Genomic DNA, 25,456 nt, shown 5'->3' with positions numbered 1-25,456 from the left:
TCCAAATTAAATATTTATTCTACAAACTCAATAAATATGCCCCTCAAAACAACCCCCTCCGTTTTGTTTCCTTCATACACATATAACTATTGGGAGCTTTGGACAATCATCTTCATCGATATTTTCGAGACGATCTAAACTTAGGCTCAATTCTCTAATAGCAATAGGCTCATACAAAGTTTATGGGGGCTCACCTCTCCCCCAAACTCTCCTGCTTATACCGCAACAGCGGAGACAGGAAGTATTCGATTAATCGTCTTTGACCGGTTTTAATTTCACTGGTGACGGACATGCCGGGGCTTAGGCGAACGTATTTGTTTTCCACCGTCAGTCCATCCTGTTTGAGTTTGAGTCTGGCTTTGTAAACCAAGCCGAGGTTTTCGTCCTGAATGGCGTCGTCGGACAGGTCGACGAGTTCCGCGTCGATAATTCCATACTTGGTGAAATTGAAGGTATCTACTTTTACTTCTGCGGATTGCCCTTCCTGAACGAAGCCAATGTCTTTGTTAAGCACTAACGCCTCGACTTCCATTTCGCTGTGTTCAGGTACGATTAGCATTAATTCCTGAGCCGGAGTCACAACGCCGCCAACCGTATGCACCGCTAATTGCTGGACGGTTCCATCAATGGGTGTGGTCAGGCGGGTTTGACGACTACGCTGTTCCGCCTTGATGCGTTCTTCCTGCAGCGAGGCGGCGCGGGTATCCGCTTCCCGCCATTGCGCCAGCGTATTTTTATACTGTTCATGCAACAGGGTTTCTTGCTGAGCTTCATTGGCGGCGAGAGATGCGCCAAGCTGCTTCAAACGCGCCTGCTGCACCGCCAGATCCTGTTCGACTTCGATTAATTCCTGTTTCAGCTCCAGATACTGAACACGCGAGCCTAGCTTGCGATTTTGCATGATATCCAAGGCATTCACCCGCTCCCGCAGCACTTCCAGAATACGGCTTTGCTTGGTGATCTCGGCCACGGTCATGTCATGCTCCGCATTCAGCCGGGCCGCCTCGCGCTCCAGGGCGTTCAAACGGGCAATAAACTCGGCCGCTTCCTGTTGCAGCAAGTTGCGATGTTGCTGCTGCAGCCATGGCTTTATAGCGTTGCGCCTGTTCAGTAAAGGCGTTTTCGTGAGTACCGAAGTGGTGTTGAATCTGGGCGGGATCGGCGGCGACCTGGTGAAACCGGGCCAACATCACCAACGCAGCGAGGCCGGTATCCAACCTCCCTGTGGAATTTGTTTCAGACATCCTGACTACCATGACAACTAACGATGGGTGAGCGGGGGCGGATTATATTTTGATCACCCGCCTCTATCAACCATAAAAATGACAAACTGCAACGGCGTTCCCGCCGTCAATTTCATTGCTATGAAGAGACGAAATTATGCCAGAGTAAAACGACAGGTGTTGACGACTGTGTGACAGGATTAAAGCAATGAAGCCAGCAGGAAACAGGCGCGGCTAATGCACCGCGCCATGGTTTTCCTCTTCTTCTCCGCCTAGGTCAAGGTCCCAGGGCAGCTTCACCCAATAGCTGTCAGGATTGACCGTCTGACGTCGCAGCAGATTGAAAAACTTTGTCATATGCTCATCACTGGCGTCGGATTGCCAGTACATTCGCCCGACGACGTATCCCAGGCCCATTTGCCGCCAGCTATGATACATGCTCTGCACGGCGCGCGAGGCGTGAAGGATGCGCTCCCAGGCCTCCTCTTCGGACATCATGCCTACCAAATACCCCCAGCGGCACAGGGATATGTAGCGCGCGATATCCCAGGAGGCGATGCCAGCTTCGCCCAATGCGTTTGAAAAACGGCGGATAATTTTCATATTAGCGCGAAGCGCTTCATCTTCATTCGCTTCCCAAGCGGCTTTGTATTGCTCCGCCGTCAGCGGCATAACCTGCTCGCGCAGCTTATCGAAGCCCGCCCGATGGCCGCCTTCCAGTAAAAAGTCCAGTGTTTCCAACAGGCTGTCTCTGTCCGTCACCGACCACCATTCCTGCAGCCCCTCCTTCCAGGCCTGCACGCTTTCCGGCGTCGCTACTTCGCTGCCAAGCAAGTCATGCCTGGCCCGGTTGAACTCCGTCAGAATGGCGGAAACCGCCAATCCCCAGAGTTGAACGTCAGACAAGGGATTTTCAGAGGGTGTTCTGCGCGGGGACTCATTGCCGCCACCCGGGGCTGCGTTGGTGAAAACGCGCCAGTCTCCATCAGGGTGATGCGACCAAAGCGCCTCTATCGGCCCGAGAAATCGACCGAGGCCTTGTGGCGTGAGTCCGTCCATCGTCCAGGCCCAATGCCGCATATCCGTCGCCAGCCATTCTTCTTCACCTGCGTCGCGACGAAAGCGAAGATGCTCCGCCACAGTTTCCAGATCGCAATGCGTCCATAAAATGCAGCCCATGGTCGCGTCACTGCTCAAACATTCCTGAAATAAAGCGCCATCCACCCGTAAAGGCAGCAGATAGTACTGCCCTTTTTCCAGGTTGTATTGCCAGCGGATTGTATGCAGACCTAGCGACATCTGCGCCACTCGCTGATAGGGAATATTTTCGGCTGGACACACCAGCCAATAGGCCTGAAGCAGCGGATCATCCACAACTCGCTCAATAACCGTTTCGCTGATTTGGTTGTGGTTTATCATTGCAGCGTTCCCTTGTACTGTTGCGACATCGCCCGCCAAGTATCGTCGGACAGGGCCTCAAACATCTGGTTCAGGTTAAACTCATACACTTGCCCACGCTCTCGGGCCTGATGGAACTCCGCCAATTGCAACATGTAGGGATAGCGAAAAGGACTGCCCTCCGCCAATTGCTGAAACAAGGTTAACGCCTGATAAAAAATCGTCATGCCCTCATCTTCCGGCAAATCACCGGCATGGGCCACCAACCGAGTTAATTGAGCGAACAGCGTATTCGCTACGCCAGGAGAATGGGTTACCGTCTGCTTCAATTCGTCAACCTGTCCATGCATACTGCCGAGCAACACAGGCAAGGCTTCATCCTCCGGCGCGAACAAGCGTTCTACGACTTCCGTCAGCCAGGTTTCAGACGCATCGCAACGGGCGGCAAGCTCAATTAATGAAGCAGGAGCGTTTTCCTGCGTTTCTTCCTCGCAGGCCGTCTCTTCAATCGAATCTTCAACAGGCTCTTCAACCGGCGTTGCCTCCACCGCCTGCGGCTGAGACGCCATCCATGCCTCTCCCCACTCCGCCCAAAAGTCTTTGAGCACATACAACAGACTTGAGTTAACCGCTGGATGCTCCATTAATGCCTGAGTCATGTTGCCGCAAGTCTGCGGATCTTGCTCCGCAAGCCTGCGCAGCGAGCGGGCCAGCATATTTTCCATGTAGTAATGCATGTCTGAAGTGATATCCGGCAACGTCGACAACCGCCAGATGAGTTCTTCCGAGACATAACTTTCATCAAAGGCTTTTTGCGTGGCGCGACTGAGGTAATTGCGCCAGTGTGAGTTGTCTTCATCCAGATCTTTGAAGCGCAGCAGATTCAGCGCGGCGCACATAAAGTAGATAGCAGCGTTGGGACGCTCCGCCAGCAATGTCGCCAGATAGTTATCCTCGTCTTCTCGCACTACTTTCTCCACAAACCAGGCGGCGGAGATAGACGGTTGCGGCGCATAAAACAGATTGATCAGGCTTTGCAGGAAGTGGCCTTCATCATGAAACATATCCGCGATCCACTGCGCGCTGAGCCTGCAAGGGCGCTCTTCGCCATCAGGGGAAATTCGGTAGCGGTGCAAGGACAACGAAAGGTTACGCGCCCATCTCGCTGCGCGACGGGTCAAGGTTGAGGACTCATAGGTCAGCGCCATCGTCAGCAACGTGCGCAGGACATGATAAGACCCCACTCCACGCCGATAGGCCTGATATTCAGCAAACTTGGCTAACGCGCGATCCGTCTCTTCATTTTCCTGGGTTAAGGCGAATTCAAAGATTTTTTCCACCATTCTGGCGGAATACTCCCCACAATCTTCGCCGTCCATAATTGCTTCCAGATTGTTGGCGTCGACGCTCAATTTCTCCAATGCTGTGACCAGTGGCGAAATAACGCCGTTTGGCGCCTGAAATATAAATCTGGCGATCTTTCTGCGATCATAATCTCCATGACCAGCTCGGCCCACCAGTTGCCTGGCGAGTTGCTCAAGCAGCATATGTTTGGAGGGCGTAATGTGCATCCAGATACTACCCTGGACGCCATCGAACTTAGAACGATCCAACTGTTCCAGCGCCCAATTCCACACAAGCATGTCTCCAGCCCTGGCGATGAGCTCGCAGAACATGGTGGCGAACAGGTCTGCGGAGCCAAAGAAGTGGCGCGCGAATTCAGGCCCCATCTCTAACTCCGTCATAGAGCCGTCTTCGGGCGAACGATAGGTCATGCGCGTTCCCGCTGAATCGCGCAACAACTGGAAACAGGCGTTTGCATACAGAGGGGCTTTGGCGTTAAAGCTCTGCTGTAATATAAAGCGCAAACACAGAAAGCCTTCATGACCGTCCAGATTAATCTGACCACACAGAATCTGTCCCAGGGCTTTGCTGTATTGATCCAACGTTCCGGCGCCAATCGCTTCCAGCGTAAATTTGCGCCAAGCTTCGATCATATTCAGTGGCATAGGCGTGCGGGATGCGGCGTAAGCGATGGCCTCCAGATACTGCGGCTGTATCGGATACTCTCCCATCGCCTCCAAGGCGCAGCGCTGAGCGCCTGCGTCGCCAATAGCCAGCATCGTGTACAACCCATCCAATATCTGGCTACGCTGACAAATCGCAGCTATACGCGAGTCATCCCGCTTTTCCTGTGGTAGCGCCAAGAGTATCTGAATAGCGTATCGACGCGAGTGTTCCCCTACGGTGTCGTCTTCCAGCAGCCCCCAAAGGGACAGTGTTAGCGCCGCCGGCAAAGCCGGAAGTCTTTCTTCAATCAAACGCCACAACAGAAACTCACAGTGAGCGCCGCGACGGGAAACATAAGAAGCCAGCGAGGCTGAGCCTTGGCGCGCCAATACGACAATTGCTTTGCAGACAAGGGAGGACAGCGGCGAATTGAGGCATTCGGCAAGCACTGCTGGATCCTCTAGCAACAAAGCGGCCGAACAACGAAGATCCGCCTCCGCAGACGTCAAGGCCTCGTTAACCTGGGAAATAACCTCTTCCTGCTCAGCTTGCGGCAGATTCAACTCGCAGAGTCTGGAAAAGTGCAAAAGTGCGCAGGCCAGCCAGGGGTTTCCAGTGCCTGACTGCGTCTTCCATAATCTGAACATAGCCTGCAGACATTCCTGCGCGCGCTCAGGCTGCTTTAGCGGCCCAGACTCGGCCAGATGTCCCTGCGCCCGCCAGTGACCGAGGACACTAAACGCCTCCGCGGCAATGACGCCGCCGGCCTGAATAGCCGCTAATACTGCGTCAAACCAATGGCTTTCCAACTCTTCATTGATTTCAATTGTCGGGCAGCGCACCCACGCGATGAAAGCGAGGATTCGGGTAGAGGACAAGGGACTTGCAGCCGCGATCTCGGAAAGTCGTTCAATCTGATTTTCGAATGGACCTTGCGGCCCGGACTTCATCAGGGCGGTCTGTTGGTCATTCCATGGCAAATGGCCGATCAGCTCATTTTCCAGATTAAAAACATGCTCTTTGAACGTCAGATAACGCTGACATAGACGCAGCTCATCGATGCGATTCAGAGCCAGGGTGAGATGCTGATTGTACAGGCTGTTGTAATGGTCGATACGATCCTGCGGCAGGCTCAGCAAACGCTCCCTTAACTGCAGTTGATCCACCCCGGCCTGCTTCAGCATACGAGCGACGCCGTAATGCTCCGCGTCAGTCATTTCAAAGCCGCATTGCCGACAGAACTTGCCCGGTGCGGTCAGTTTCGCGCACCAGCCACAGCGCACATCGGAGCGCACAACGCCGCCGCATTCCACGCAACTGTCGCCGGCGCGCCAGTCATTGGGTTGCTTCGCATGACATTGCTCGCAATACATTACATCCATTGGAAACACCTGTACTGAATCATGACGCAGCCCGCTTCACGTCAATCGAAGATGCAAATAAACACGCAGCGCGCATTGACGCTGCGTAGCAAGCGGGATGACTAGCGTTTAAGAGTGACCGCGCAGACTGCGGATTCGTCCCCACAGGGTGTCTTTTTCATCTGCGGACATGTCTCGGACTCGCTGTGCAATCTGATCTTTGGCGACGCCTTCTCGCTTGAGCAATACCGCGATTTCAAAATCAGCCACCGGCACGAACTCTGCGCCGCAGGAGCGGCAGAAGTTGCCGGGGCCGGACGCCGCGCACCAGTGGCAGGTGGCGAAGCGCTCAACCTGACGTCCGCAGGACACGCAAAGGTCGCCGCTTTTGTAGTCTTTAGGCTGGCGATGCTGGCAATGAGCGCACTTCACGATGTCCGCGCTTTCAACAACAACGGAAGGGTTTAATACAGATGCGGAAGAAGTTGAGGAAGAGGAGGACGTAGAGGCCGCTTGAGGGCCAACCGCCCAGGCCATGACTTCGGCGGCGACACTGTGTTCAAGGCCGGACAGTGCGGCCAGCGTGCCGGCGTCGCCAACGGTTTGGAAGTCCTGTTTGCTTTCTATCCCTGCGTCCACTAACGCCTGAATGTTGTCTTCGCTGAGGCCTTTCGCTTTCAATATGTTCTGTTCAAGTTTGGAAAACGCCATAACTTCTCATCCGTTGGTCAAGGTAAAGGAGGGAATGTTTAGAAAGAGCATGTCTAAACTTAGCAGAGCCCTATCGTCAAACATAGGCTCTGTTTTGCATGTCGATACGCCCTACGCATTTTTAGGCGATAGCACAGCCAAACCAAGCGGCGTTTTTATTCATAACCCGTCATCCGCCAGTGCGTTCCGGGATCCCCGCCTCTTCCCAGCGCCTTAGACACAATCCTTGCAGACAAGCCAAAGGCCCTTCCATGGCGCGCTTTTTCGGATACGCCAGACCAATTTCCAGCTCTAATTTAACATCGACCAGAGGGCGCAATACGATGTCCTTACGCTCACGGGTTTCCGGCCAGTCCGGCGCCAGCGCAGCGCCTACGCCAGCGCTGACCAGACCCAAGGCATACTCAATCGTGCGGATATTCGCCCGTGTCAGGAAGCTGATTTTGCGATGCCGTAATTCCTGCTGCAGGCTTTCCAGGGCGTCACATGGGCTGCGATGAATAAAGGGCAGATTATCCAGCTCCTCCAATGTCACCTGTTCCTGCAGACTGAGCGAATGCCCCGCCGGCAGCGCCAACAGATAGCGATCTAGCCAGATAGGTTGAAAGCGTTCGTCTTCACGCAAGTAGGCCGGCGTGATAATGCGGGCGTCGCAGGGCTCCTCGGGGTTCATCAGGCTCAGCTCTAGCGACTCCACCGACTGAATCAGCTCTTTCAGCAAAAAACTCATGCGCTCCGCCCCCAAAGACCGCATCAGGCCAAGGGAAAAAGGCATAGGCTGAGGCTTGTTGCGAAAGAGTTGGGATATCGCCTGCGCCTCGCCAGTGAGCTTTTTCGCCAGGGGATACAGACGCTGCGCTGAGTCACTGGGATAAACGCCTTTGCTGTGACGGGAAAACAGCAGCGTATCCAGATGCGCCTCCAAATGCTGAATAGCGGCGGAGATAGAAGGTTGCGCCACATAACAACGCCTTGCAGCGGCAGAGATGGAGCCCAGCTCATACACCGCAATGAAGTACCGCAGTTCTCGTAAATCCATAGTGGGCGCCCCGGCTTTTGATATAGGAATTAACTATATCACATGCATATAAATAATATTTCTACTTTACCAACAGCGCTCGTATGCTAGACCTAAAATGGCGCGCGTATGGCGCGAATCCAATTCAGGAAAAGGTGATCCAATGAGCGCAAGCAAACCCCAATTCGACTGGAGCGATCCGTTTCTGCTGGAGACCCAGCTGACCGACGACGAGCGCATGATTCGGGACACGGCGCGCAACTATGCGCAGGAAAAACTGATGTCTCGCATCCTTGAAGCCAACCGTAAGGAGATCTTCCACCGGGAGATCATGAGCGAGCTGGGTGAATTGGGTCTGTTGGGCTGCACTTTGCCCGAAGAATACGGCTGCGCCGGCGCCAACTATGTCAGTTACGGACTGGTGGCGCGCGAAGTAGAGCGGGTGGATAGCGGCTATCGCTCCGCCATGAGCGTGCAATCTTCACTGGTGATGCATCCTATTTACGCCTACGGCAGCGAAGATCAACGCAAGAAATACCTGCCCAAGCTGGCTTCCGGCGAGTGGGTGGGCTGCTTCGGCCTCACTGAGCCTGACTCCGGCTCTGACCCCGCCAGCATGCGCACTCGCGCTGAACGCGTCGCCGACGGTTACCTGCTGAAAGGAACCAAAATGTGGATCACCAACTCCCCTATCGCCGATGTGATGGTGGTATGGGCGAAGCTGGATGGGGAAATTCGCGGCTTCATTATGGAAAAAGGCATGAAAGGCCTGACCGCGCCGAAAATCGAAGGCAAGTTCTCCCTGCGCGCGTCGATTACCGGCGAGATCGTGATGGACGACGTCTTCGTTCCTGAAGCCAACATGCTACCCAACGCTTCCGGCCTGAAAGGCCCCTTCGGTTGTCTTAACAAAGCTCGCTACGGCATTGCCTGGGGCGCTTTGGGCGCGGCCGAATTTTGCTGGACCCAGGCGCGTCAGTATTGCCTTGACCGCAAACAGTTCGGCCGTCCGTTGGCGGCGAATCAGATCATTCAGCTGAAACTGGCCAACATGCAGACGGAAATCAGTATTAGCCTGCAAGGCTGTTTACAGGCCGGCCGTCTGATGGACGAAGGCCGCTGCGCGCCGGAACTGATTTCTCTGATCAAACGCAACTCTTGCGGCAAAGCCCTGGATATCGCCCGCGTCGCCCGCGATATGCACGGGGGCAACGGCATCGCCGACGAATTCCATGTCATACGCCATGTGTGCAACCTTGAAGCAGTTAACACTTACGAGGGCACGCACGATATCCACGCCCTGATTTTGGGACGTGCGCAAACCGGCATCCAGGCATTCACCGGCGCGTAAGCGCCGGCTCCCCGCCATCAGGATATAAACAGCTTTTCCAAGAACTGAATCAGGCTGAGGTAGCTCTTCATGCAAAACCGGGCTGAAGTGGTGGAACAAAACTTTCTTCGTCGCGTCAGCGCAGGGGATCTACCCGCCCCGCTGTCCGACACCTCGCCGCAACAGGCTGGCTTAAGTCCGGCGCAGGCGGCGGCGATATTCGAATCCCAGGTGCTCTCGCGCATTCTGGATCTGCACTCGCGCAAGTTGCAGGCGCGGGGAGAAAGTTTCTACACCATTGGCAGCTCCGGCCATGAGGGCAATGCCGCCATTGCTGCGGCGTTCCGGCACAACGACATGGCCTTTCTGCATTACCGGGACGCCGCCTTTATGATTCAGCGCAGCAAACAGGTTCCAGGGCAGACTATCGCCTGGGACTTCCTGCTCAGTTTCGCCGCGTCTGCGGAAGATCCTATCGCCGGCGGACGACATAAAGTGCTGGGCTCGAAATCGCTGTTTATTCCGCCGCAAACCAGCACCATCGCCTCGCACCTGCCGAAAGCGGTGGGCGCGGCATACAGCATCGGCCTCAACCGCCGCCTCAAGCTCAATGGCGAAATGCCTGACGACGCGGTGGTTCTATGCAGTTTTGGCGACGCGTCGCTGAACCACTCAACCGCGCAGGGAGCCATTAACACCTCATGCTGGACTGCTTACCAGCGTGTACCGCTGCCCTTGTTATGGGTCTGCGAAGATAACGGCATCGGCATTTCCGTACGCACCCCCCAGGGCTGGGTGGAAGCGAATATGAGCCGCCGCCCTGGTTTGCACTATCTGCGTTGCGACGGACTGAATTTTGCGGATGTCTACGCCACAGCCCACCGTGCTGAGAGCATTGTCAGAAAACGCCGCGAACCTGCATTTCTGCATATGTCCTGCGTACGCCTGATGGGGCATGCAGGCTCCGACGCCCAGCAAGCTTATCTGAGCATGAAAGAAATCGAAGCTCATGAAGCGCAAGACCCCTTACTGCACTCAGCGCGCATTCTCATTGAACATGGGATATTGAGCGCTCACGACATGATCGAGATGTATCAGAGCACAACGGAGCGCGTGATGAAGGTGGCGGAGGAAGCCATCAAGCGCCCCAAATTACTGACCAGCAAATCCGTGATGGCCAGTCTGACGCCGCCACGCCGCGTCGCAGCGCCGCAAACGGAATACGACGACGCTTACCAGGAAGCGCGCGAGCGCATATTCGCCCGCGAGCGTGTGCAGATGGAGTCGCCGCAACATACCGCCCGCCTGATTAACTGGGCGCTCAGCGACTTGATGCTAAGCCACACCGACATCATCCTCGCTGGTGAAGATGTCGGCCGCAAAGGCGGCGTATACGGCGTCACCCAGAAGCTGCAGGAGAAGTTCGGTTCTCACCGCGTCATCGATACGCTGTTGGACGAGCAAAGCATTCTCGGCCTGGGCATTGGCGTGGCCCACAACCGTTTGCTGCCTATCGTGGAAATCCAGTTTCTCGCATATGTGCACAACGCCGAAGATCAGCTGCGCGGGGAAGCCGCCACCCTGAGCTTTTTCTCGCAAGGTCAGTTCACTAACCCCATGGTGGTGCGCATTGCGGGTCTGGCCTACCAGAAAGGGTTTGGCGGACACTTCCATAACGACAACTCCTTTAACGTATTTCGCGATATCCCCGGCCTGATTGTGGCCTGTCCGTCCAACGGCTGGGACGCGGTGTCCATGCTGCGCGAATCCGTCCGTCTCGCCCGCGAAGAACAGCGTGTGGTGATATTCCTAGAACCCATCGCCCTGTACATGACCCGCGATTTACATGAAGAAGGCGATGGTCAGTGGACTTACCCCTACTTACCACCACAGGAAAACCAGCACATTAGCTTCGGGCAAGTTGGCCAATGGGGAAAAGGTAAAGATCTGGCGATCATCACCTACGGCAATGGCTACTACCTGAGCCGTCAGGCGGCGAAAGCGCTGGAGCAGGATGGCGTCCGCCTGCGCATCATCGACCTGCGCTGGCTGCTGCCACTGCCGGAAGAGGCGTTATTAGAAGCCATTGCGGGCTGTGAGCGGATTTTGGTGGTGGATGAATGTCGGCGCACCGGATCTGTCAGCGAGGAAATCATGACCCTTCTCATGGAATCCGGCTGGGATCGTACGCAAGTCAGCCGCCTATGCGCGGAAGACTCCTTCATTCCCCTGGGTCGCGCCGCCACCTGTACATTGCCTGACAGAGACGGCATCGTCGAGGCGGCCAGGGCCCTGCTCGGCCATATCCTGTTAGCCAAAGCGGAATAACCGGACGAAAGCAGAATAACTCGCAGAGACGATTAACAGCGTGCGGAACATAAGATGAAAGAAAGAATCGCCATAGTCTGCCCGGGTCGCGGCACCTACAACCAAAATGAACTGGGTTACCTGAAACGCAATCATGGCGACCGATTCGCCCTGCTCAGCGAATTCGACGCCTACCGCGCGCAGCAGGGGCAGCCGACACTTAGTGATCTGGATGGTCGCGACAAATACTCCCTGAAAGAACACTCGTCCGGAGACAACGCGTCCGCGCTAATCTACGCCTGCGCCTATGCAGACTTTCTCAGTATTGATCGCGATCGCTACGATATTGTCGCCGTCACCGGCAACAGTATGGGCTGGTACATCGCCCTGGCCTGCGCCGGCGCGCTGGCGCCCATGGATGCGCTGCATCTGATCAATCATATGGGCGTGGCGATGCACAACGCGCTTATCGGCGGTCAGCTGGTTTACACCCTGCTTGACCCACAATGGAATCCGCTGCCCGGTCGGCGCGAACAGGTTCTGGCGCTGCTTAATGACATCAATGACGAGCTGGGCGCAGAAGAAGCCTTTGTCTCCATTGAGCTGGGCGGCATGCTGGTGCTGGCCGGCAGCGATCGCGCCTGCAAAATGATGATGGCGCAACTGCCCCCGGAGCAGGAGCGCTTCCCGCTGAAACTGCACAACCACGCCGCGTTCCATACGCCTTTGCAGAACCCCGTTATGCAGCAAGCCCGCCAGGAACTCGCCTCCGCGCCGTTTCGCGCGCCCCAGACGCCGTTAGTAGACGGACGCGGCGTCATCTGGACGCCCTGGAGTACAGACACACAGGCATTGTGGGATTACACGCTGGGCCATCAGGTCGTTGAAACCTATGATTTCACCAAAGCCGTGGAAGTCACGCTGAAAGAATTCTCCCCGGATCGCGTTATCGTACTCGGTCCCGGCGACACCCTGGGCGGTTCAGTGGCGCAAACCATGGCGCGCATTCACTGGCGCGGCGTCGAGGATAAACACAGCTTCTCCGCGAGACAAAGCGCCAATCCGGTTCTGCTGGCCATGGGACGTGATGAACAAGCGGCTCCCCTGCGTAAAAAATAACGCCGGGGATTTTGCCTGTTGATTCACCGCCAGAGCTTTTGTAAGCTACTGGGCGGTTACGATACTGTTCATGCACCAGAGACCCAGGTTTCAGTGAATATAAAAAACGTCCTGAACATCTTTCTTCCCTCCTCCGTCTGGACTCGATGGCGCTAGGCGCCGCACATCTTTTTTTGCCGTTTCATCGGCATGCCTATATTTCAAATCTTTGTATTTTAGTGCTTAGCTTATTCGAGCTCGGAGGCGAGATTCATCATGACACCCGAACAATTGGCCGCCTATCATCAGGCGGGATATAACCGCGTACCGGTCGTCCGCGAAGTAATGGCGGACCTGGACACCCCGCTGTCCACCTATCTGAAACTGGCCAACGCGCCCTATACCTACTTACTGGAATCCGTTCAGGGCGGCGATAAATGGGGGCGCTACTCCATCATTGGTCTGCCCTGTCGCAGCGTGTTGAAAGTTCATGGGCATCAAATCAATTTCTATGAAGACAATGCGCTCGTCGAGTCCACCGAATGCACAGACCCGCTGGCCTATATCGAAACCTTCCAGCAACGTTTCAAAGTGCCGGATGTAGACGGCCTGCCCCGTTTCAACGGCGGACTGGTGGGCTACTTCGGCTACGACACCATTCGCTACATTGAACCGAAGCTGGCTAAAAGCACGCCGCCGGACCCGCTGGGCACGCCGGATATTCTGTTGATGGTGTCGGATGAGCTGGTGGTGTTCGATAACCTGAGCGGCCGTCTGATGCTGATTCATCATGTCGATCCCGGCGCAGCGGAAGCCAGCGAACGCGCCCAGGCCCGTCTGGATGAACTGGAAACGCTATTGCGACGCCCCATTCCCGAGCACAACCTGCATGTCCAGCAAGACCTGCAGATTGCCGAGGAGGATTTCGCTTCCGGTTTCACGCAGCCGAACTTCGAAGCCGCTGTGGAGAAGATCAAGGAATACGTACTGGCGGGAGACGTCATGCAAACAGTGATCTCCCAACGCATGTCCGTCCCCTTCACCGCCGAGCCCATCAACCTGTATCGTTCTCTCCGCTGCCTCAACCCCTCTCCTTATATGTACCACCTGGATCTTGGGGATTTTCATGTAGTCGGCTCCTCCCCGGAAATTCTCGCCCACCTGGAAGACGGCGTCGCCACCGTGCGGCCTATTGCAGGCACTCGTAAGCGGGGCGCCACCGAGGCGGAAGACAAGGCGTTGGAAGAAGAGCTGCTGGCTGACCCCAAAGAACTCGCCGAGCATTTGATGCTGATCGATCTGGGCCGCAACGATGTCGGCCGCGTCAGCGATATCGGCAGCGTCGAACTGACCGACAAGATGGTGATCGAGCGTTACTCTCATGTGATGCATATCGTCTCCAACGTCACCGGCAAACTACGTCAGGGCTTGAGCGCCATTGACGTACTGCGCGCCACCCTGCCCGCCGGCACGCTGAGCGGCGCCCCAAAAATCCGCGCCATGGAGATCATCGACGAACTGGAGCCAGTTAAGCGCGGCGTCTACGGCGGAGCCATCGGATATCTGTCCTGGAACGGCAACATGGATACCGCCATCGCCATTCGCACAGCGGTTATCAAGGACAAGACGCTTTATATTCAGGCCGGGGCCGGCGTTGTCGCCGATTCCGTGCCGCGCCTGGAATGGAAGGAAACCCTCAACAAAGGCCGCGCCGTGTTCCGCGCCGTGGCTATGGCGCAAAAAGGGCTATGAGCCTGCGATCACATGACGGCGAATACACAGACAGAATTTTGAGGGTTTGAACATGTTGGTGATGATTGATAATTACGACTCCTTTACCTACAACGTCGTGCAGTATCTGGGCGAGCTGGGCGCCGACGTGCGCGTCTATCGCAACGATGAAATCACGATAGAAGAAATTGAGGCGCTGCAACCGCAGCACCTGGTGATCTCCCCTGGGCCCTGCACGCCCAATGAAGCGGGGATATCCGTCGCGGCGATCAAACATTTCGCCGGTAAACTTCCTATCCTGGGCGTATGCCTGGGTCATCAAAGCATCGGCCAGGCGTTCGGCGGCGAAGTGATTCGCGCCGGCAAAGTCATGCATGGCAAGACCTCCAAGGTGTATCACAACGACATCGGCGTATTCAAAGGTCTCAACAATCCGTTTGAAGCGACCCGCTACCACTCACTGGTCATCCGCGCGGACAGTCTCCCGGATTGCCTGGAAGTCACCGCCTGGACCCAGAATGAAGACGGCGGTCTGGAAGAAATCATGGGCGTGCGTCACAAGGAACTGGCGATAGAAGGCGTGCAATTCCACCCGGAGTCCATTCTCACGGAACAGGGCCACGACTTACTGCGTAACTTCCTGCAGCAATCGGTCAGCCGCTAAGTCGGATATCAGCCAACGGCGTAAGCTTAGGTTTAATTGCGCGCCGGATAAGAAAACAACATAGTCTAAAAACTACGAGGAATTGCGCCATGGATATCAAAGCCGCTATCGCCAAAGTTGTCGATAGAAAAGACCTCACCACCGAAGAAATGATTGAGGTCATGCAGCAGATCATGACCGGACAGGCCACTCCCGCACAGATTGGCGGGTTCTTGGTGGCGCTGAGATTCAAAAGCGAAAGCGTCGGCGAAATCACCGGCGCCGCCCAGGTCATGCGCCAGCTGGCCAGCAAAGTCGATATCGACGATCCGCATCTGGTGGACACCTGCGGCACCGGGGGCGATGGCTCCAATCTGTTTAACGTCAGCACCGCCGCCGCCTTTGTCGTGGCCGCCGCGGGCGGTAAAGTCGCCAAGCACGGCAATCGCAGCGTCAGCAGCCGCTCCGGCAGCGCCGATGTGCTGGAAGCCGCCGGCATCAACCTGGACATGAGCTCCGAGCAGGTCGCCCGCGCAGTCAAAGAAATCGGCGTCGGCTTTCTGTTCGCGCCCGCCCATCACAGCGCCATGAAGCACGCAATCGGGCCGCGCCGGGAAATGGGCATCCGCACCATTTTCAACATGCTGGGGCCTCTGACCAATCCCGCTGGCGTGACCAAGCAGGTCATCGGCGTGTTCAATCCATTGCTGTGCCTGCCGCTGGCGGAAGTACTGCAACGACTGGGCAGCACTCATGTCCTGGTCGTCTCCGCTGCGGATGGCCTGGACGAAATCAGCCTCGCCTGTGAAACCCACGTGGCGGAGCTGAAAGACGGTAAAATCTCCGAATACACGCTTACTCCAGAAGACGCAGGAATCATGCGCCGCTCTCTGGACGGCCTGACCGTGACCAGCGCAGAGGAAAGCCTGAAACTGATTGAAGCAGCGCTGACCAAAGCGACGGATCAAACGTCACAAAAAGCTCGGGACATTGTCGCCCTGAACGCTGGGGCGGCGATTTACGCCGCAGACCTGGCCCGCTCCTTCCAAGAAGGCGTGGAAATGGCCCAGGATGCGATTGGTTCCGGGCTGGCCTTTGCTAAACTAAAAGAGCTGGCCAGTTTTTCGGCCTGCTTTAAGGAAGAGGAATAAAGGTCAACCTATGAACGACACGCCTACGATTCTGAGAAAGATCATTGACCGTAAAAAACAGGAAGTGGAAGCGCGCAAGATGCGCCAGCCTTTGTCCGTTCTGAAAGACAGCCTGCACCGGGCCGGCCCCGTGCGCGGTTTCGCCCGCGCCATTGAAAAGCGGTTTCAGCACAATGCCCCGGCGGTGATCGCGGAGATCAAGAAGGCCTCCCCCAGCAAAGGAGTAATTCGGGAAAACTTCGATCCCGAAGCCATCGCCAAGAGCTATGAGCAAGGCGGCGCAGCCTGTCTTTCCGTCCTCACCGATATTGATTTCTTTCAGGGTGCCGATCAGTACCTGATTCAGGCTCGCAACGCCACGTCTCTGCCGGTGCTGCGCAAAGATTTCATCGTGGATGAGTATCAGGTGTATGAAAGCCGCCTGCTCAATGCGGACTGTATTCTGTTAATCGCGGCGGCGTTAACGCCCCAACAGATGAAGAGCTACTGCGCCAAAGCCAGAGAAATCGACCTGGACGTGCTGGTGGAAGTGCATAACGCTCAGGAGCTGGAATACGCCCTGGAGTTGAATACGCCATTAGTAGGCATCAACAATCGCGACCTGCACACCTTTGACGTTTCCCTTGATACAACGATCAATCTGCTGGATCGCATCCCGGAAGATCGTATCGTCGTGACGGAGAGCGGCATCCATACGCCAGAAGATGTGGCCTTGATGCAGCACCACCGGGTCAATACGTTCCTGGTGGGCGAGTCCTTCATGCGGGCGGACGACCCCGGGGCGAAATTGCGCGAGCTGTTTCTCTAAGCCCAGCCACGCTCGTTTCTTATCTGTTACGCGCCGCCTTGCTGCGGCGCTGACGCTGCATCAATCTCCTGTTGCAACCATTGCGTGAAATGCCTTAACGCCGCATTACCCCGCGAACGTGTAGGCATGACCAGTAAATAGCGCTGATCTATCTGCAAACTAAAATCGAACAGCTTTACCAGACGTCCCGCGCTCAGCTCTTCCTGCACCAGTATCCTGCGCACCAAAGCGACCGCCTGTCCCGCCAAGGCAAGACGAATCACCTGACTTGAGTCAGAGATGATGATACGGCGGCGCGGCTCCAGATCAGAATGTCCCGCAGCTTTCTTCCAGGCGCTCCAGTTGAAGCTGTCCGGCGCATCTGAATCCACCAGCACATGATCTTTCAACACGCGAAGGTCGTTGCCAATACCTTTGGCCAGCTCCGGGCTCGCGGCGAGAAAGATTTCCTCTCCCGCCAGGTCTTTCACGATCAGTTCGGGAAAGGTGCGGGAGCTGAAACGTATGCCCGCGTCCACATCGGCGTCACGAAAGTCCACGACGTCATTGGACATGGTGATGCGGATATCAATGTCGGGAAACTCTGCGTTGAACTTATGCAATCGGGGAATCAGCCAAGCGCTGGCGAAAGACGGCAATACGCTGACGGTAATCTGGTTGCAGCAGCGGCGAATCGCCTCTACGCCCTCCTCCAGGTGATCGAACCCCTTGCGCAGGTGCGGGCCCAGTCGTAGCGCGGTTTGCGTTGGCGTCAGACTCCTCGCGCCACGCTCAAACAAAGGACCGAACTCCGCCTCCAACGCTTTAACATGCTGACTGACCGCCGACTGAGTCACATTCAGTCTTTCCGCCGCCGCGGTGAATGAGCCTGTGCGCAACACCACATCCAACACCCACAGGGACTTCAACTGATGAACCAACCTACTCATAAGTTTTACTAATCCATGAATTAGGACATATCGTTTTAACGCCAAGTCTAGCCGCCGTAATATTTCTACAACACAGGAGGCCATATATGAAAACCGCAATCAGATTAGCACAGAACGCACAGCAAGCAGAGTCATTAGATTTCCTAACCAGACTGAAAAATTTAACACAGCGATGGATAAAGCAGGCGCGAACCCGGCGCGAGCTGGCCAATTTGAATGACCACCTGCTCAGGGATCTGGGAATTACCGAAGAGGATCGCCGTCAGGAAACCAGCAAGCCCTTCTGGAGAAATTGAGCCTTGTCGATTTCCCACTCACCGGCGAGGGAACGCCGGACTCATTGACGCTGCGTCAATGGAAGCCGCCTGTCACTGACAGGCTCAAAAATAACTCTATTGCAGACAGGCGACTACCGTCTCCCCAGCAAAATTTAGCGCATTTTTTAACCGATTCACTGCAGAGCGCCTATACTTACTATTTGTCAGGCAAGCGCGCCGTGCTTGTTTGCATCAATAACTATAACGACTCTTGTTGGCCCTTCCGCGTCAACGCTTTACACCGCGCTATTAATAAATGCCTTTGAAGGCGTCTGTTTTATTAGGGAGTGCAGTGACAATGAAAACCAACCTCAAAGCCTATGTGGCGACCTCCGCGCTGTTCCTGTCGGCGACCGTGACGCACGCGGCGATGATCAATCAGGTGGATTATTTCAGCCTTTCCGGCAATGTCCTCATTGATTTTGAATCCGTCGCTGGCGGCGGCGCGCCAGGAACAAACTACGACGGCGTAATTGACTTGGTAGGCGCCTCGTTCGCCGAAAAGTTTGACGGCCAAATACTTTCCACCAGCGGCAATTCGGATATTCTCAGCGGCACGCCGACCGGCGGGGCGTTGACCTTATCGGTCGGAGCCGCCGGCCGTAATCTCAACGTGTTTACTTACGGCGCCGACGGCAATGTTCTCACCGGTCTCGGACGTCTGGGATGGCCCAACTTTGACGCCATCGGCGAAGGCGCCGTCGCCATCCTGTTCGACAACGATCAGTCCGAATTCGGATTCCAGTCGGTGGGCGGCAACCTCGGATCAGCCGTGTTTGAATTCTGGGCCCGCGATGGTTCGCTCCTGGACACCATCATGCCCACCAGTCTCGGCACGGACTATTTTGGCTTCGCCCGTGAAGGCGGGCTTCAGGATATCGCCGGGATTTCTATCTATAACACTGATCCGGCGGGCATTGGCTTCGACGACATTATCTTTGACGTCCCCGGCCCGGACGATCCTCGCAATGTTCCCGAGCCCCCCGCACTGGTTCTTCTATTGCTGGGACTCCTGGGTTTACGCTTCTCCGCCCGTCGTACAAAGACGTGATAGAGAAAAGGCTAAGCGAAAAAAAACGGCGCATTGCGCCGTTTTTTGTAGTTCCAACTGACTGAATAGAATTACCGGGTGCCGTATACCACCATGGTTTTCCCTTTGACCTGCACCAGCCCCTGATCTTCCAGCGCCTTCAGCACGCGGCCGACCATTTCCCGGGAACACCCCACGATGCGCCCAATTTCCTGACGGGTGATTTTGATCTGCATCCCGTCCGGGTGCGTCATCGCGTCCGGCTCCTTACACAGATCAAGCAGGGTGCGCGCGACCCGGCCCGTCACGTCGAGAAACGCGAGGTCGCCCACTTTCCGGGTGGTCTGGCGTAAGCGCGAGGCCATTTGCTCGCCGATGAAATACAGTACGCGGGGGTCTTCCTGAGCGATTTCACGAAATTTCGTGTAGCTGATCTCCGCCACTTCGCACTCGGTCTTGGCTTTGACCCATGCGCTGCGGGAGCCCATTTGATCCTGATCGAACAATCCCATCTCGCCAAAAAAGTCTCCGGCGTTCAGATACGCCATGATCATTTCACGACCGTCGTCGTCTTCGATGATGACCGTCACAGACCCTTTGACGATGTAAAACAGTGAATCGCTCTTATCGCCAGCATAAATAATGGTGCTTTTGCTGGGATAGCGGCGACGATGGCACTGCGACAGGAAGTAATCCAGATGTTTGGTTTTATGCTCGACCGGTTTAGCAATCGTGACCATGTTAATGTCCCATTCATTACCTTTGGCGCAGAAACTTATCCGCCTTGGATGTTTCGCTGAGTTCGGTATAACGTTTTTCTAATTGTTTAATAACCATCACAGGCGTTTCGACTCGGGTATCCGGCGCTTTGGAGTCGCTCCGAAGCCGATCGGCGCTTGGCCGCAACCGCTTAATTATCAAGATGTTCCTTAAATTAAGCACGAATAATCACTTTAGGCAAGAGACGCCCCGCCCTTCCCCCTGCGCCTGATGGAGGTCATGGGGCGTCAATGCGGCCTGCATCACATAAGTGTGACTATCTCGCCGGCCAGTCTTCTTTCTTTCAGTGTTTCAGTTATCCAGACGCCAGCTGTTTCGTTTCACCGTGATGCGGCGATCAGACGTAAATATCCGCCTGCAGGCGTTTTACTGCGGGTTACTACCCACAGTATAGACCATCTTTTGTGAAATATTTTCCACGACAAGGAGTTATGCTACTCTGACCGCCCCGCGCAGTTGCGGCTATTGCGAGTCTGAAAATCCAGTGGGAGTATGAGATGAAAGCGACCATTACCTGGGGCGGCGACGCCAAGTTCATCGGAAAGACCGGCTCCGGCCATGACGTGGTGATGGACGGCCCTCCCGATCACGGCGGTCAGAATCAAGGCCCGCGTCCGATGGAAATGCTGTTGCTGGGACTTGGCGGCTGCACCTCTTTTGACGTCATGAGCATCCTGACGAAAGCCCGCGCCGACGTCACCGACTGTGTGGCGGAAATCACCGCGGAGCGCGCCGACGCGGTTCCCGCTGTCTTCACCAAGATTCATATTCACTTCGTCGTCACCGGCAGAGATTTGCGCGACCCCGTGGTGAAACGCGCCGTGGACCTGTCCGCCGAGAAATACTGCTCCGCCTCCATCATGCTGGAAAAAGGCGGCGTGGAAATCACCCACGACTTTGAAATTCGCGCCCCTGAGGGCGCCCAGTAAGCAGCTTTCAAAAAACTCCACCGCCCTCAAATATTTACACTGTCAGCATCGATTACTCTTTAAACGGGCGCAATAAGCCGCCCGTTTAATGAAGTTGATAATCGCTCGCCCGGTTTTAATAAGAAAAACTCATAAACGCGACATTAAATTGCACTATCCAACGGCTATCTTAGCCTGCATAATATGCGGCTTTTCCGCAGCCGGGACATATGCCGTCCGGGACCTCTTTTCCGGGCAGTCGTCCGGCGCATTCTCCGGTTTCGCCGGATTGTCTGAAGAGCAGGTCTGAACACTGTGTGAATGTAGGCGCCGGATCTTCCGGCGATGTGTTGAACAGCAAATCTACTGAGGGTCTGAGATGTCTGAAAAGCTCAAACTCCACGGTTTCAACAATCTGACGAAATCGCTAAGTTTCAATATTTACGACATTTGCTACGCGCAATCGGAGAAACACCGACAGGAATATATTGCTTATATCGATGAGCAATATAACGCCGAGCGCCTCACACAAATTCTGACCGACGTTGTGGAAATTATCGGAGCCCACATTCTTAACGTATCCAGGCAGGATTATGATCCACACGGCGCCAGCGTCACCATGCTGATCGCCGAACACGAAGTGCCCCCGCCGGCCGACTCCAGCGAAGAGTCGCCCGGACCGCTGCCCGATGCAGTGGTTGCTCACCTGGATAAAAGCCATGTGACCGTGCACACCTATCCGGAAAGTCATCCCGACAACGGTATCAGCACATTCCGCGCGGACATCGATGTGTCCACCTGCGGTCTGATCTCTCCGTTGAAGGCGTTGAACTACCTGATTCACAGCTTCGATTCCGACATTGTCACCGTCGACTACCGCGTACGCGGTTTCACCCGTGACATCGACGGCGCCAAGCTGTACATCGATCACGACATCAACTCGATTCAGAACTTCCTCAGTGAAGACACTCAGGAAGCCTATCAGATGATCGACGTGAACGTGTATCAGGAGAACCTGTTCCACACCAAGATGATTCTGAAGGAATTCAACCTGGATAATTATCTGTTTGGAACCGGTATCAGCGAGCTGACCGCCAACGAAGCCTCCAATATCAGGGAACGTCTGCAAAAGGAAATGCTGGAGATCTTCTATTCTCGCAATATGCCTTATTGATCAAGTCTTCAAGACAGGCGTATACATTCGACGGAACAGGCATAAATGACTAATCGCGTTTCTTTATCCCTGACGTTGAACAAGATTGGGCTGCTTTTCGCAGCCCTTCTTGTTTTAATGCAAGTCATCTCTCACTGGTACGGCTATCTGCTCAATTTCAATCGCCCGGAAATCATGAGCGGCGATTATTGGCGTTTGATCAGCGGCCATTTCGTGCACCTGAGTTGGGTTCATCTGGCCCTGAACGCTGTTGCGGCCTACCTGATTTACGACTCTTTCGACCACAATTTAAAAAACTGGCGTTTTCCTCTCTATCTGGGACTTCTAAGTCTTTTGATATCCATCGGATTATTGCTGTTTTACAAGACCACCCGCACCTATGTCGGCCTATCCGGCGTATTACACGGACTGCTTGTGCTTGGCGTGTTGGGGGGAGGACGCTTTCCTCGCTGGGTGTTGGTCGTGCTGTTCGTCGGCGTCACCAGCAAGATTATCTGGGAGCAGACGCCTTATTATGATGAAGGCCAGATTGCGCATCTGATTGGCGGTCCTGTCGCGGAGCAGGCCCACTTGCTCGGTTATTTCAGCGGTGTGATCATCGCCGTGGTCGTACGCTTTCTCGGGAAGTTTCGCTGAGAGACAGTCACCTCTGGAGCGCTTTCAGAGCTAGGTCCGACTGCGCTCGATCATCTCCAGCACCATGGGCCGGATAATCAGGTCGATGGCCAGCGCCAGCTTGTTGCCGGGCACCACCAGGGTATCGTGACGGGACGCGAAGGCGTTGGCGATCATGTTGATCAGATAAGGAAAGTCCACTTCCCGGGGGTTGCGGAAACGGATCACCACAAAACTTTCATCATGACTGGGAATCTCCCGCATGATGAAGGGGTTGGATGTATCCACCGTCGGCACCCGCTGGAAGTTGATATGGGTCTGGGAAAACTGCGGTACGATGCAACGCACGTAGTCCTCCATCCGATTGAGAATCGTCGCCACCACCGCTTCCTGGCTATAACCGCGGTCATGGGTGTCGCGATGAATCTTCTGAATCCACTCCAGATTCACAATCGGCGTCACGCCGATCAGTAAGTCCACATGGCTGGCGATATCGTAATCGTCAGTGCTGACGCCCCCATGCAGTCCTTCATAAAACAGACAGTCCGTCTGCTTGGGCAGCGATTGCCAGGGAGTAAACGTGCCCGGCGCGCCGCCGCCCCGGATCAGGTCCATATCGTCGTCATGAATATAATGACGAAAGCGACCCTGGCCGTTCTGACCGTAATCGCAGAACAGCTCTTCCAGTTTATCGATATGGTTGGCGGCCAGAGAAAAGTGATTCCACTGACCATAGCGCCCCTGCTGGGCCAGCTCCGCCATCTGCTCGCGGGTATAGCGATGAAAGCTGTCGCCTTCCACAATCGCGACGTTCACGCTCTCTTCCACGAAGATCTTTTGCATGGTGCGGCTGGCGGTAGTGGTGCCGGCGCCGGAAGATCCGGTCAGAGCGATAATGGGGTGGCGGGCGGACATGAATGCGTATCCTTCTACGGCTTCCAATCGGAGAGCCTTATACGTGACTGTTTCCGTGCGTTTACTGAACTGGCTGCGCGCGGCGGTTCATGCCGGGGCTGGGGCTATGGTAATCTTGCTTTCAGGACAAACACAACCTTGACGACACCGCAGAGAGCAGAGGCGCCTATGCCCGAAGTACATGACCTGGGACTGATGATTGATTCCCGAATCCCCCTGATAGTGATTCAAAGCCATGAAGAGACCCGGGTGCTGGACACCGTCACCCGTCTGGCGATCAAGAAAAGCCTGCCGCTGTTCGCCTGGACCGTCACGGACGGCCTGAAGCGGATGGGTTTCGGTTTTGATCTGGAGCAGGAGGATAAGCTGAAAGATCCGGAAAAGATTCTGGAGCACATTAAACGCAGCCATACCGCCAGTATTTTCGTGCTTTGCGACTACCACCCTTACCTGGATGACGAGCCCAAGCACATCCGCCTGCTCAAAGACATCGCCCTGACTCACCGCAATAACGGGCATACCGTCATTCTCCTGAGCCATACAATGAACATCCCTGGAGAGCTCAAACACCTGAGCGCCAACTTCAAGATGCGTCTGCCCAACGCAGATCAGTTGATCAACATTGTACGAGAAGAAGCCGCGCGCTGGTCGCAGCAGCACTATGGCGAAAAGGTGAAAACCGACAACAAGACGCTGCAGCAATTGGTCCGCAACATGTCCGGGGTCACCTTCGAAGAGGCTCGCCGACTGGCGCGGGGCGCGATATTCGATGACGGAGCCATCACGCAATCGGATATACCTGAAGTGAACCGCGCCAAGTTCGAACTGATGGAAATGGAAGGCGTGCTGAGTTTTGAATACGACACCGCCAAGTTTACCGACGTAGGTGGGCTGGAGTCCCTGAAGAAATGGTTGCAGCAACGCCGGGTCACCTTCGTCGAAGGCAAGTCGGAAGCGCAGCTCGATCCGCCCAAGGGCATTATGCTGCTGGGCGTACAAGGCGGCGGCAAGAGCCTCGCCGCCAAAGCCGTCGCAGGAATGTGGGGCTTGCCGCTGCTGCGCATGGACATGGGCGCGCTATACAACAAGTTCTTCGGTGAGACCGAGAGAAACATGCGCGAAGCGCTGCAACTGGCGGAGTTGATGTCTCCCTGCGTACTGTGGATTGATGAAATCGAAAAAGGCCTGGGACAGGACGGCAATGACCAAGGCGTCTCCAAACGGGTGCTGGGCACGCTGCTTACCTGGATGTCGGAGAACAAACACCCGGTCTTCCTGGTCGCCACCGCCAACAATATCAAATCGCTGCCGCCGGAGCTGATGCGCAAGGGCCGTATCGACGAAATCTTCTTCGTGGATCTGCCTACTCTGGACGTGCGCCAGATTATTTTCGACATCCATTTACAAAAACGCGGCCTCTCCCCCGCCAACTTCGACGCCAAGTTGCTGGCGGAGTCCACCGACGGCTTTACCGGCGCCGAAATCGAGCAAGCGGTTGTCTCCGCCCTCTACTCCGCCGCCGCCCTAGGACAGCCGTTAACGACCGAATTGGTGCTGGAGGAAATCAGTAACACCCAACCTCTCTCCGTCGTAATGGCGGAAGACATGCTGGCCCTACGCGCCTGGGCCGCCGCCCGCTGCGTCCCAGCAGACTGAGCCCTTTCACGATACCGATATGGCGGCGGCCAACCAAGGCCCGCCGCCTTTGCTTCGAATCCCCCTACACCTCAACCCGCTCGATTAAAACCAACCGAGAACGCCAGAGAGCACCGCCCCACTCCGTTCGCCCTGAGCCTGTCGAAGGGCGTTATGCAATACAGACGTATCAATGGTTAACCCGCTGAAGTAGGTCTGGCGTTCTGGGAAGTCCTTCGACAAGCTCAGGACGAACGGGTGGAATTTAGGGGCTGCGGTCCGTTTCGGGTCTCACGTCTCGCCAATTCAGGTTTCAGAAATAGGATCCGGCGTTCTGGGAGGTCCTTCGACAGGCTCAGGACGA

22 protein-coding genes are annotated in these 25,456 nt (G+C 55.5%); 14 read left to right on the top strand and 8 right to left on the bottom strand.

Features of this window, described 5'->3' with window-relative positions:
* Window positions 1–190: 190 nt before the first annotated feature.
* Complete coding sequence (locus ONV78_RS20915; RefSeq protein WP_279506363.1) at window positions 191–1,081, bottom strand: HlyD family type I secretion periplasmic adaptor subunit; 891 nt, start codon at window positions 1,079–1,081, stop codon at window positions 191–193.
* 43 nt (window positions 1,082–1,124) lie between these two features.
* Between ONV78_RS20915 and ONV78_RS20905 the strand changes: the two genes are divergently transcribed.
* Complete coding sequence (locus ONV78_RS20905) at window positions 1,125–1,265, top strand: hypothetical protein (RefSeq protein WP_279506373.1); 141 nt, start codon at window positions 1,125–1,127, stop codon at window positions 1,263–1,265.
* 192 nt (window positions 1,266–1,457) lie between these two features.
* On the opposite strand, the gene ONV78_RS20900 is transcribed toward ONV78_RS20905, so the two are convergent.
* The 4 genes from ONV78_RS20900 to ONV78_RS20885 all read right to left on the bottom strand — a co-directional run bounded on the left by ONV78_RS20900 (window position 1,458) and on the right by ONV78_RS20885 (window position 7,742).
* Entirely contained in the window at window positions 1,458–2,642 is a 1,185-nt protein-coding gene (locus ONV78_RS20900; RefSeq protein ID WP_279506096.1) for a DUF1266 domain-containing protein, read from the bottom strand.
* Window positions 2,639–6,013: a zinc ribbon domain-containing protein gene (locus tag ONV78_RS20895; RefSeq protein WP_279506094.1), complete on the bottom strand. Its 3,375-nt coding sequence runs from the start codon at window positions 6,011–6,013 to the stop codon at window positions 2,639–2,641. Before ONV78_RS20895 ends, ONV78_RS20900 begins: the two co-directional genes overlap by 4 nt.
* 108 nt (window positions 6,014–6,121) lie before the next feature.
* Window positions 6,122–6,703: a zinc ribbon domain-containing protein gene (locus ONV78_RS20890; RefSeq protein ID WP_216737667.1), complete on the bottom strand. Its 582-nt coding sequence runs from the start codon at window positions 6,701–6,703 to the stop codon at window positions 6,122–6,124.
* Window positions 6,704–6,872: 169 nt separating this feature from the next.
* The gene (locus tag ONV78_RS20885; protein ID WP_279506092.1) at window positions 6,873–7,742 is read right to left on the bottom strand and encodes a LysR family transcriptional regulator; all 870 of its coding nucleotides are present in this window, start codon (window positions 7,740–7,742) and stop codon (window positions 6,873–6,875) included.
* Window positions 7,743–7,884: 142 nt separating this feature from the next.
* Between ONV78_RS20885 and ONV78_RS20880 the strand changes: the two genes are divergently transcribed.
* The 7 genes from ONV78_RS20880 (at window position 7,885) to trpC (ending at window position 16,789) form a co-directional block, all read left to right on the top strand.
* Window positions 7,885–9,072: an acyl-CoA dehydrogenase gene (locus tag ONV78_RS20880; RefSeq protein ID WP_279506088.1), complete on the top strand. Its 1,188-nt coding sequence runs from the start codon at window positions 7,885–7,887 to the stop codon at window positions 9,070–9,072.
* A 69-nt stretch (window positions 9,073–9,141) separates the two neighbouring features.
* Window positions 9,142–11,379 carry a thiamine pyrophosphate-dependent enzyme gene (locus tag ONV78_RS20875; protein WP_279506086.1) on the top strand — a complete coding sequence of 746 codons (2,238 nt, stop codon included), beginning with the start codon at window positions 9,142–9,144 and terminating at the stop codon, window positions 11,377–11,379.
* Between the two features lie 54 nt (window positions 11,380–11,433).
* Window positions 11,434–12,477 carry an ACP S-malonyltransferase gene (locus ONV78_RS20870; RefSeq protein ID WP_279506084.1) on the top strand — a complete coding sequence of 348 codons (1,044 nt, stop codon included), beginning with the start codon at window positions 11,434–11,436 and terminating at the stop codon, window positions 12,475–12,477.
* A 255-nt stretch (window positions 12,478–12,732) separates the two neighbouring features.
* Entirely contained in the window at window positions 12,733–14,208 is a 1,476-nt protein-coding gene (gene trpE, locus ONV78_RS20865) for an anthranilate synthase component I (RefSeq protein ID WP_279506082.1), read from the top strand.
* A 52-nt stretch (window positions 14,209–14,260) separates the two neighbouring features.
* The gene (locus tag ONV78_RS20860; protein WP_279506081.1) at window positions 14,261–14,851 is read left to right on the top strand and encodes an aminodeoxychorismate/anthranilate synthase component II; all 591 of its coding nucleotides are present in this window, start codon (window positions 14,261–14,263) and stop codon (window positions 14,849–14,851) included.
* A gap of 89 nt (window positions 14,852–14,940) precedes the next feature.
* Window positions 14,941–15,981 carry an anthranilate phosphoribosyltransferase gene (trpD, locus tag ONV78_RS20855; protein WP_216737674.1) on the top strand — a complete coding sequence of 347 codons (1,041 nt, stop codon included), beginning with the start codon at window positions 14,941–14,943 and terminating at the stop codon, window positions 15,979–15,981.
* Between the two features lie 10 nt (window positions 15,982–15,991).
* Complete coding sequence (gene trpC, locus ONV78_RS20850) at window positions 15,992–16,789, top strand: indole-3-glycerol phosphate synthase TrpC (RefSeq protein ID WP_279506079.1); 798 nt, start codon at window positions 15,992–15,994, stop codon at window positions 16,787–16,789.
* 26 nt (window positions 16,790–16,815) lie between these two features.
* Here the strand turns inward: trpC and ONV78_RS20845 are convergent, their stop codons facing one another.
* On the bottom strand, window positions 16,816–17,718 hold the full coding sequence (locus tag ONV78_RS20845) for a LysR substrate-binding domain-containing protein (protein ID WP_279506078.1): 903 nt from the start codon (window positions 17,716–17,718) through the stop codon (window positions 16,816–16,818).
* Between the two features lie 86 nt (window positions 17,719–17,804).
* Between ONV78_RS20845 and ONV78_RS20840 the strand changes: the two genes are divergently transcribed.
* A complete protein-coding gene (locus ONV78_RS20840; protein WP_216737676.1) occupies window positions 17,805–18,014 on the top strand; it encodes a DUF1127 domain-containing protein in 210 nt (69 codons plus the stop codon).
* Window positions 18,015–18,333: 319 nt separating this feature from the next.
* Window positions 18,334–19,086: a hypothetical protein gene (locus tag ONV78_RS20835; protein ID WP_216737677.1), complete on the top strand. Its 753-nt coding sequence runs from the start codon at window positions 18,334–18,336 to the stop codon at window positions 19,084–19,086.
* Between the two features lie 71 nt (window positions 19,087–19,157).
* Here ONV78_RS20835 and crp read toward each other — a convergent pair whose 3' ends face one another.
* Complete coding sequence (crp, locus tag ONV78_RS20830; RefSeq protein WP_011399839.1) at window positions 19,158–19,805, bottom strand: cAMP-activated global transcriptional regulator CRP; 648 nt, start codon at window positions 19,803–19,805, stop codon at window positions 19,158–19,160.
* A 537-nt stretch (window positions 19,806–20,342) separates the two neighbouring features.
* Here crp and ONV78_RS20825 point away from each other — a divergent pair.
* The 3 genes from ONV78_RS20825 to rrtA all read left to right on the top strand — a co-directional run bounded on the left by ONV78_RS20825 (window position 20,343) and on the right by rrtA (window position 22,563).
* Window positions 20,343–20,774 (top strand): OsmC family protein, encoded by a 432-nt coding sequence (locus tag ONV78_RS20825; RefSeq protein ID WP_279506075.1) that lies wholly within the window; start codon window positions 20,343–20,345, stop codon window positions 20,772–20,774.
* 358 nt (window positions 20,775–21,132) lie between these two features.
* On the top strand, window positions 21,133–21,927 hold the full coding sequence (gene speD / locus ONV78_RS20820; RefSeq protein ID WP_279506073.1) for an adenosylmethionine decarboxylase: 795 nt from the start codon (window positions 21,133–21,135) through the stop codon (window positions 21,925–21,927).
* A 45-nt stretch (window positions 21,928–21,972) separates the two neighbouring features.
* Window positions 21,973–22,563, top strand: coding sequence for a rhombosortase (gene rrtA, locus ONV78_RS20815; protein WP_279506072.1), 591 nt, complete (start codon window positions 21,973–21,975; stop codon window positions 22,561–22,563).
* 30 nt (window positions 22,564–22,593) lie between these two features.
* Here the strand turns inward: rrtA and ONV78_RS20810 are convergent, their stop codons facing one another.
* Window positions 22,594–23,457, bottom strand: a complete 864-nt coding sequence (locus ONV78_RS20810) for a phosphoribulokinase (RefSeq protein WP_279506070.1) — start codon at window positions 23,455–23,457, stop codon at window positions 22,594–22,596.
* A gap of 168 nt (window positions 23,458–23,625) precedes the next feature.
* Here ONV78_RS20810 and ONV78_RS20805 point away from each other — a divergent pair, with 168 nt between their 5' ends.
* Window positions 23,626–25,113, top strand: a complete 1,488-nt coding sequence (locus ONV78_RS20805; protein WP_216737682.1) for an AAA family ATPase — start codon at window positions 23,626–23,628, stop codon at window positions 25,111–25,113.
* Window positions 25,114–25,456 lie beyond the last annotated feature (343 nt).

Source organism: Hahella sp. CR1, assembly GCF_029813005.1.
In the GTDB taxonomy this organism is placed as follows: domain Bacteria; phylum Pseudomonadota; class Gammaproteobacteria; order Pseudomonadales; family Oleiphilaceae; genus Hahella.
Note: the sequence above shows the minus strand (reverse complement) of the source record. Positions and strands in the feature narration are given on the sequence as shown.

What these genes read in the sequence shown, in the direction of transcription:
- ONV78_RS20900 (WP_279506096.1), bottom strand. Translation starts at nt 2,642, where the DNA reads ATGATAAACCACAACCAAATCAGCGAAACGGTTATTGAGCGAGTTGTG.
- ONV78_RS20895 (WP_279506094.1), bottom strand. Translation starts at nt 6,013, where the DNA reads ATGGATGTAATGTATTGCGAGCAATGTCATGCGAAGCAACCCAATGAC.
- ONV78_RS20890 (WP_216737667.1), bottom strand. Translation starts at nt 6,703, where the DNA reads ATGGCGTTTTCCAAACTTGAACAGAACATATTGAAAGCGAAAGGCCTC.
- ONV78_RS20885 (WP_279506092.1), bottom strand. Translation starts at nt 7,742, where the DNA reads ATGGATTTACGAGAACTGCGGTACTTCATTGCGGTGTATGAGCTGGGC.
- ONV78_RS20880 (WP_279506088.1), top strand. Translation starts at nt 7,885, where the DNA reads ATGAGCGCAAGCAAACCCCAATTCGACTGGAGCGATCCGTTTCTGCTG.
- ONV78_RS20875 (WP_279506086.1), top strand. Translation starts at nt 9,142, where the DNA reads ATGCAAAACCGGGCTGAAGTGGTGGAACAAAACTTTCTTCGTCGCGTC.
- ONV78_RS20870 (WP_279506084.1), top strand. Translation starts at nt 11,434, where the DNA reads ATGAAAGAAAGAATCGCCATAGTCTGCCCGGGTCGCGGCACCTACAAC.
- trpE (WP_279506082.1), top strand. Translation starts at nt 12,733, where the DNA reads ATGACACCCGAACAATTGGCCGCCTATCATCAGGCGGGATATAACCGC.
- ONV78_RS20860 (WP_279506081.1), top strand. Translation starts at nt 14,261, where the DNA reads ATGTTGGTGATGATTGATAATTACGACTCCTTTACCTACAACGTCGTG.
- trpD (WP_216737674.1), top strand. Translation starts at nt 14,941, where the DNA reads ATGGATATCAAAGCCGCTATCGCCAAAGTTGTCGATAGAAAAGACCTC.
- trpC (WP_279506079.1), top strand. Translation starts at nt 15,992, where the DNA reads ATGAACGACACGCCTACGATTCTGAGAAAGATCATTGACCGTAAAAAA.
- ONV78_RS20845 (WP_279506078.1), bottom strand. Translation starts at nt 17,718, where the DNA reads ATGAGTAGGTTGGTTCATCAGTTGAAGTCCCTGTGGGTGTTGGATGTG.
- ONV78_RS20840 (WP_216737676.1), top strand. Translation starts at nt 17,805, where the DNA reads ATGAAAACCGCAATCAGATTAGCACAGAACGCACAGCAAGCAGAGTCA.
- ONV78_RS20835 (WP_216737677.1), top strand. Translation starts at nt 18,334, where the DNA reads ATGAAAACCAACCTCAAAGCCTATGTGGCGACCTCCGCGCTGTTCCTG.
- crp (WP_011399839.1), bottom strand. Translation starts at nt 19,805, where the DNA reads ATGGTCACGATTGCTAAACCGGTCGAGCATAAAACCAAACATCTGGAT.
- ONV78_RS20825 (WP_279506075.1), top strand. Translation starts at nt 20,343, where the DNA reads ATGAAAGCGACCATTACCTGGGGCGGCGACGCCAAGTTCATCGGAAAG.
- speD (WP_279506073.1), top strand. Translation starts at nt 21,133, where the DNA reads ATGTCTGAAAAGCTCAAACTCCACGGTTTCAACAATCTGACGAAATCG.
- rrtA (WP_279506072.1), top strand. Translation starts at nt 21,973, where the DNA reads ATGACTAATCGCGTTTCTTTATCCCTGACGTTGAACAAGATTGGGCTG.
- ONV78_RS20810 (WP_279506070.1), bottom strand. Translation starts at nt 23,457, where the DNA reads ATGTCCGCCCGCCACCCCATTATCGCTCTGACCGGATCTTCCGGCGCC.
- ONV78_RS20805 (WP_216737682.1), top strand. Translation starts at nt 23,626, where the DNA reads ATGCCCGAAGTACATGACCTGGGACTGATGATTGATTCCCGAATCCCC.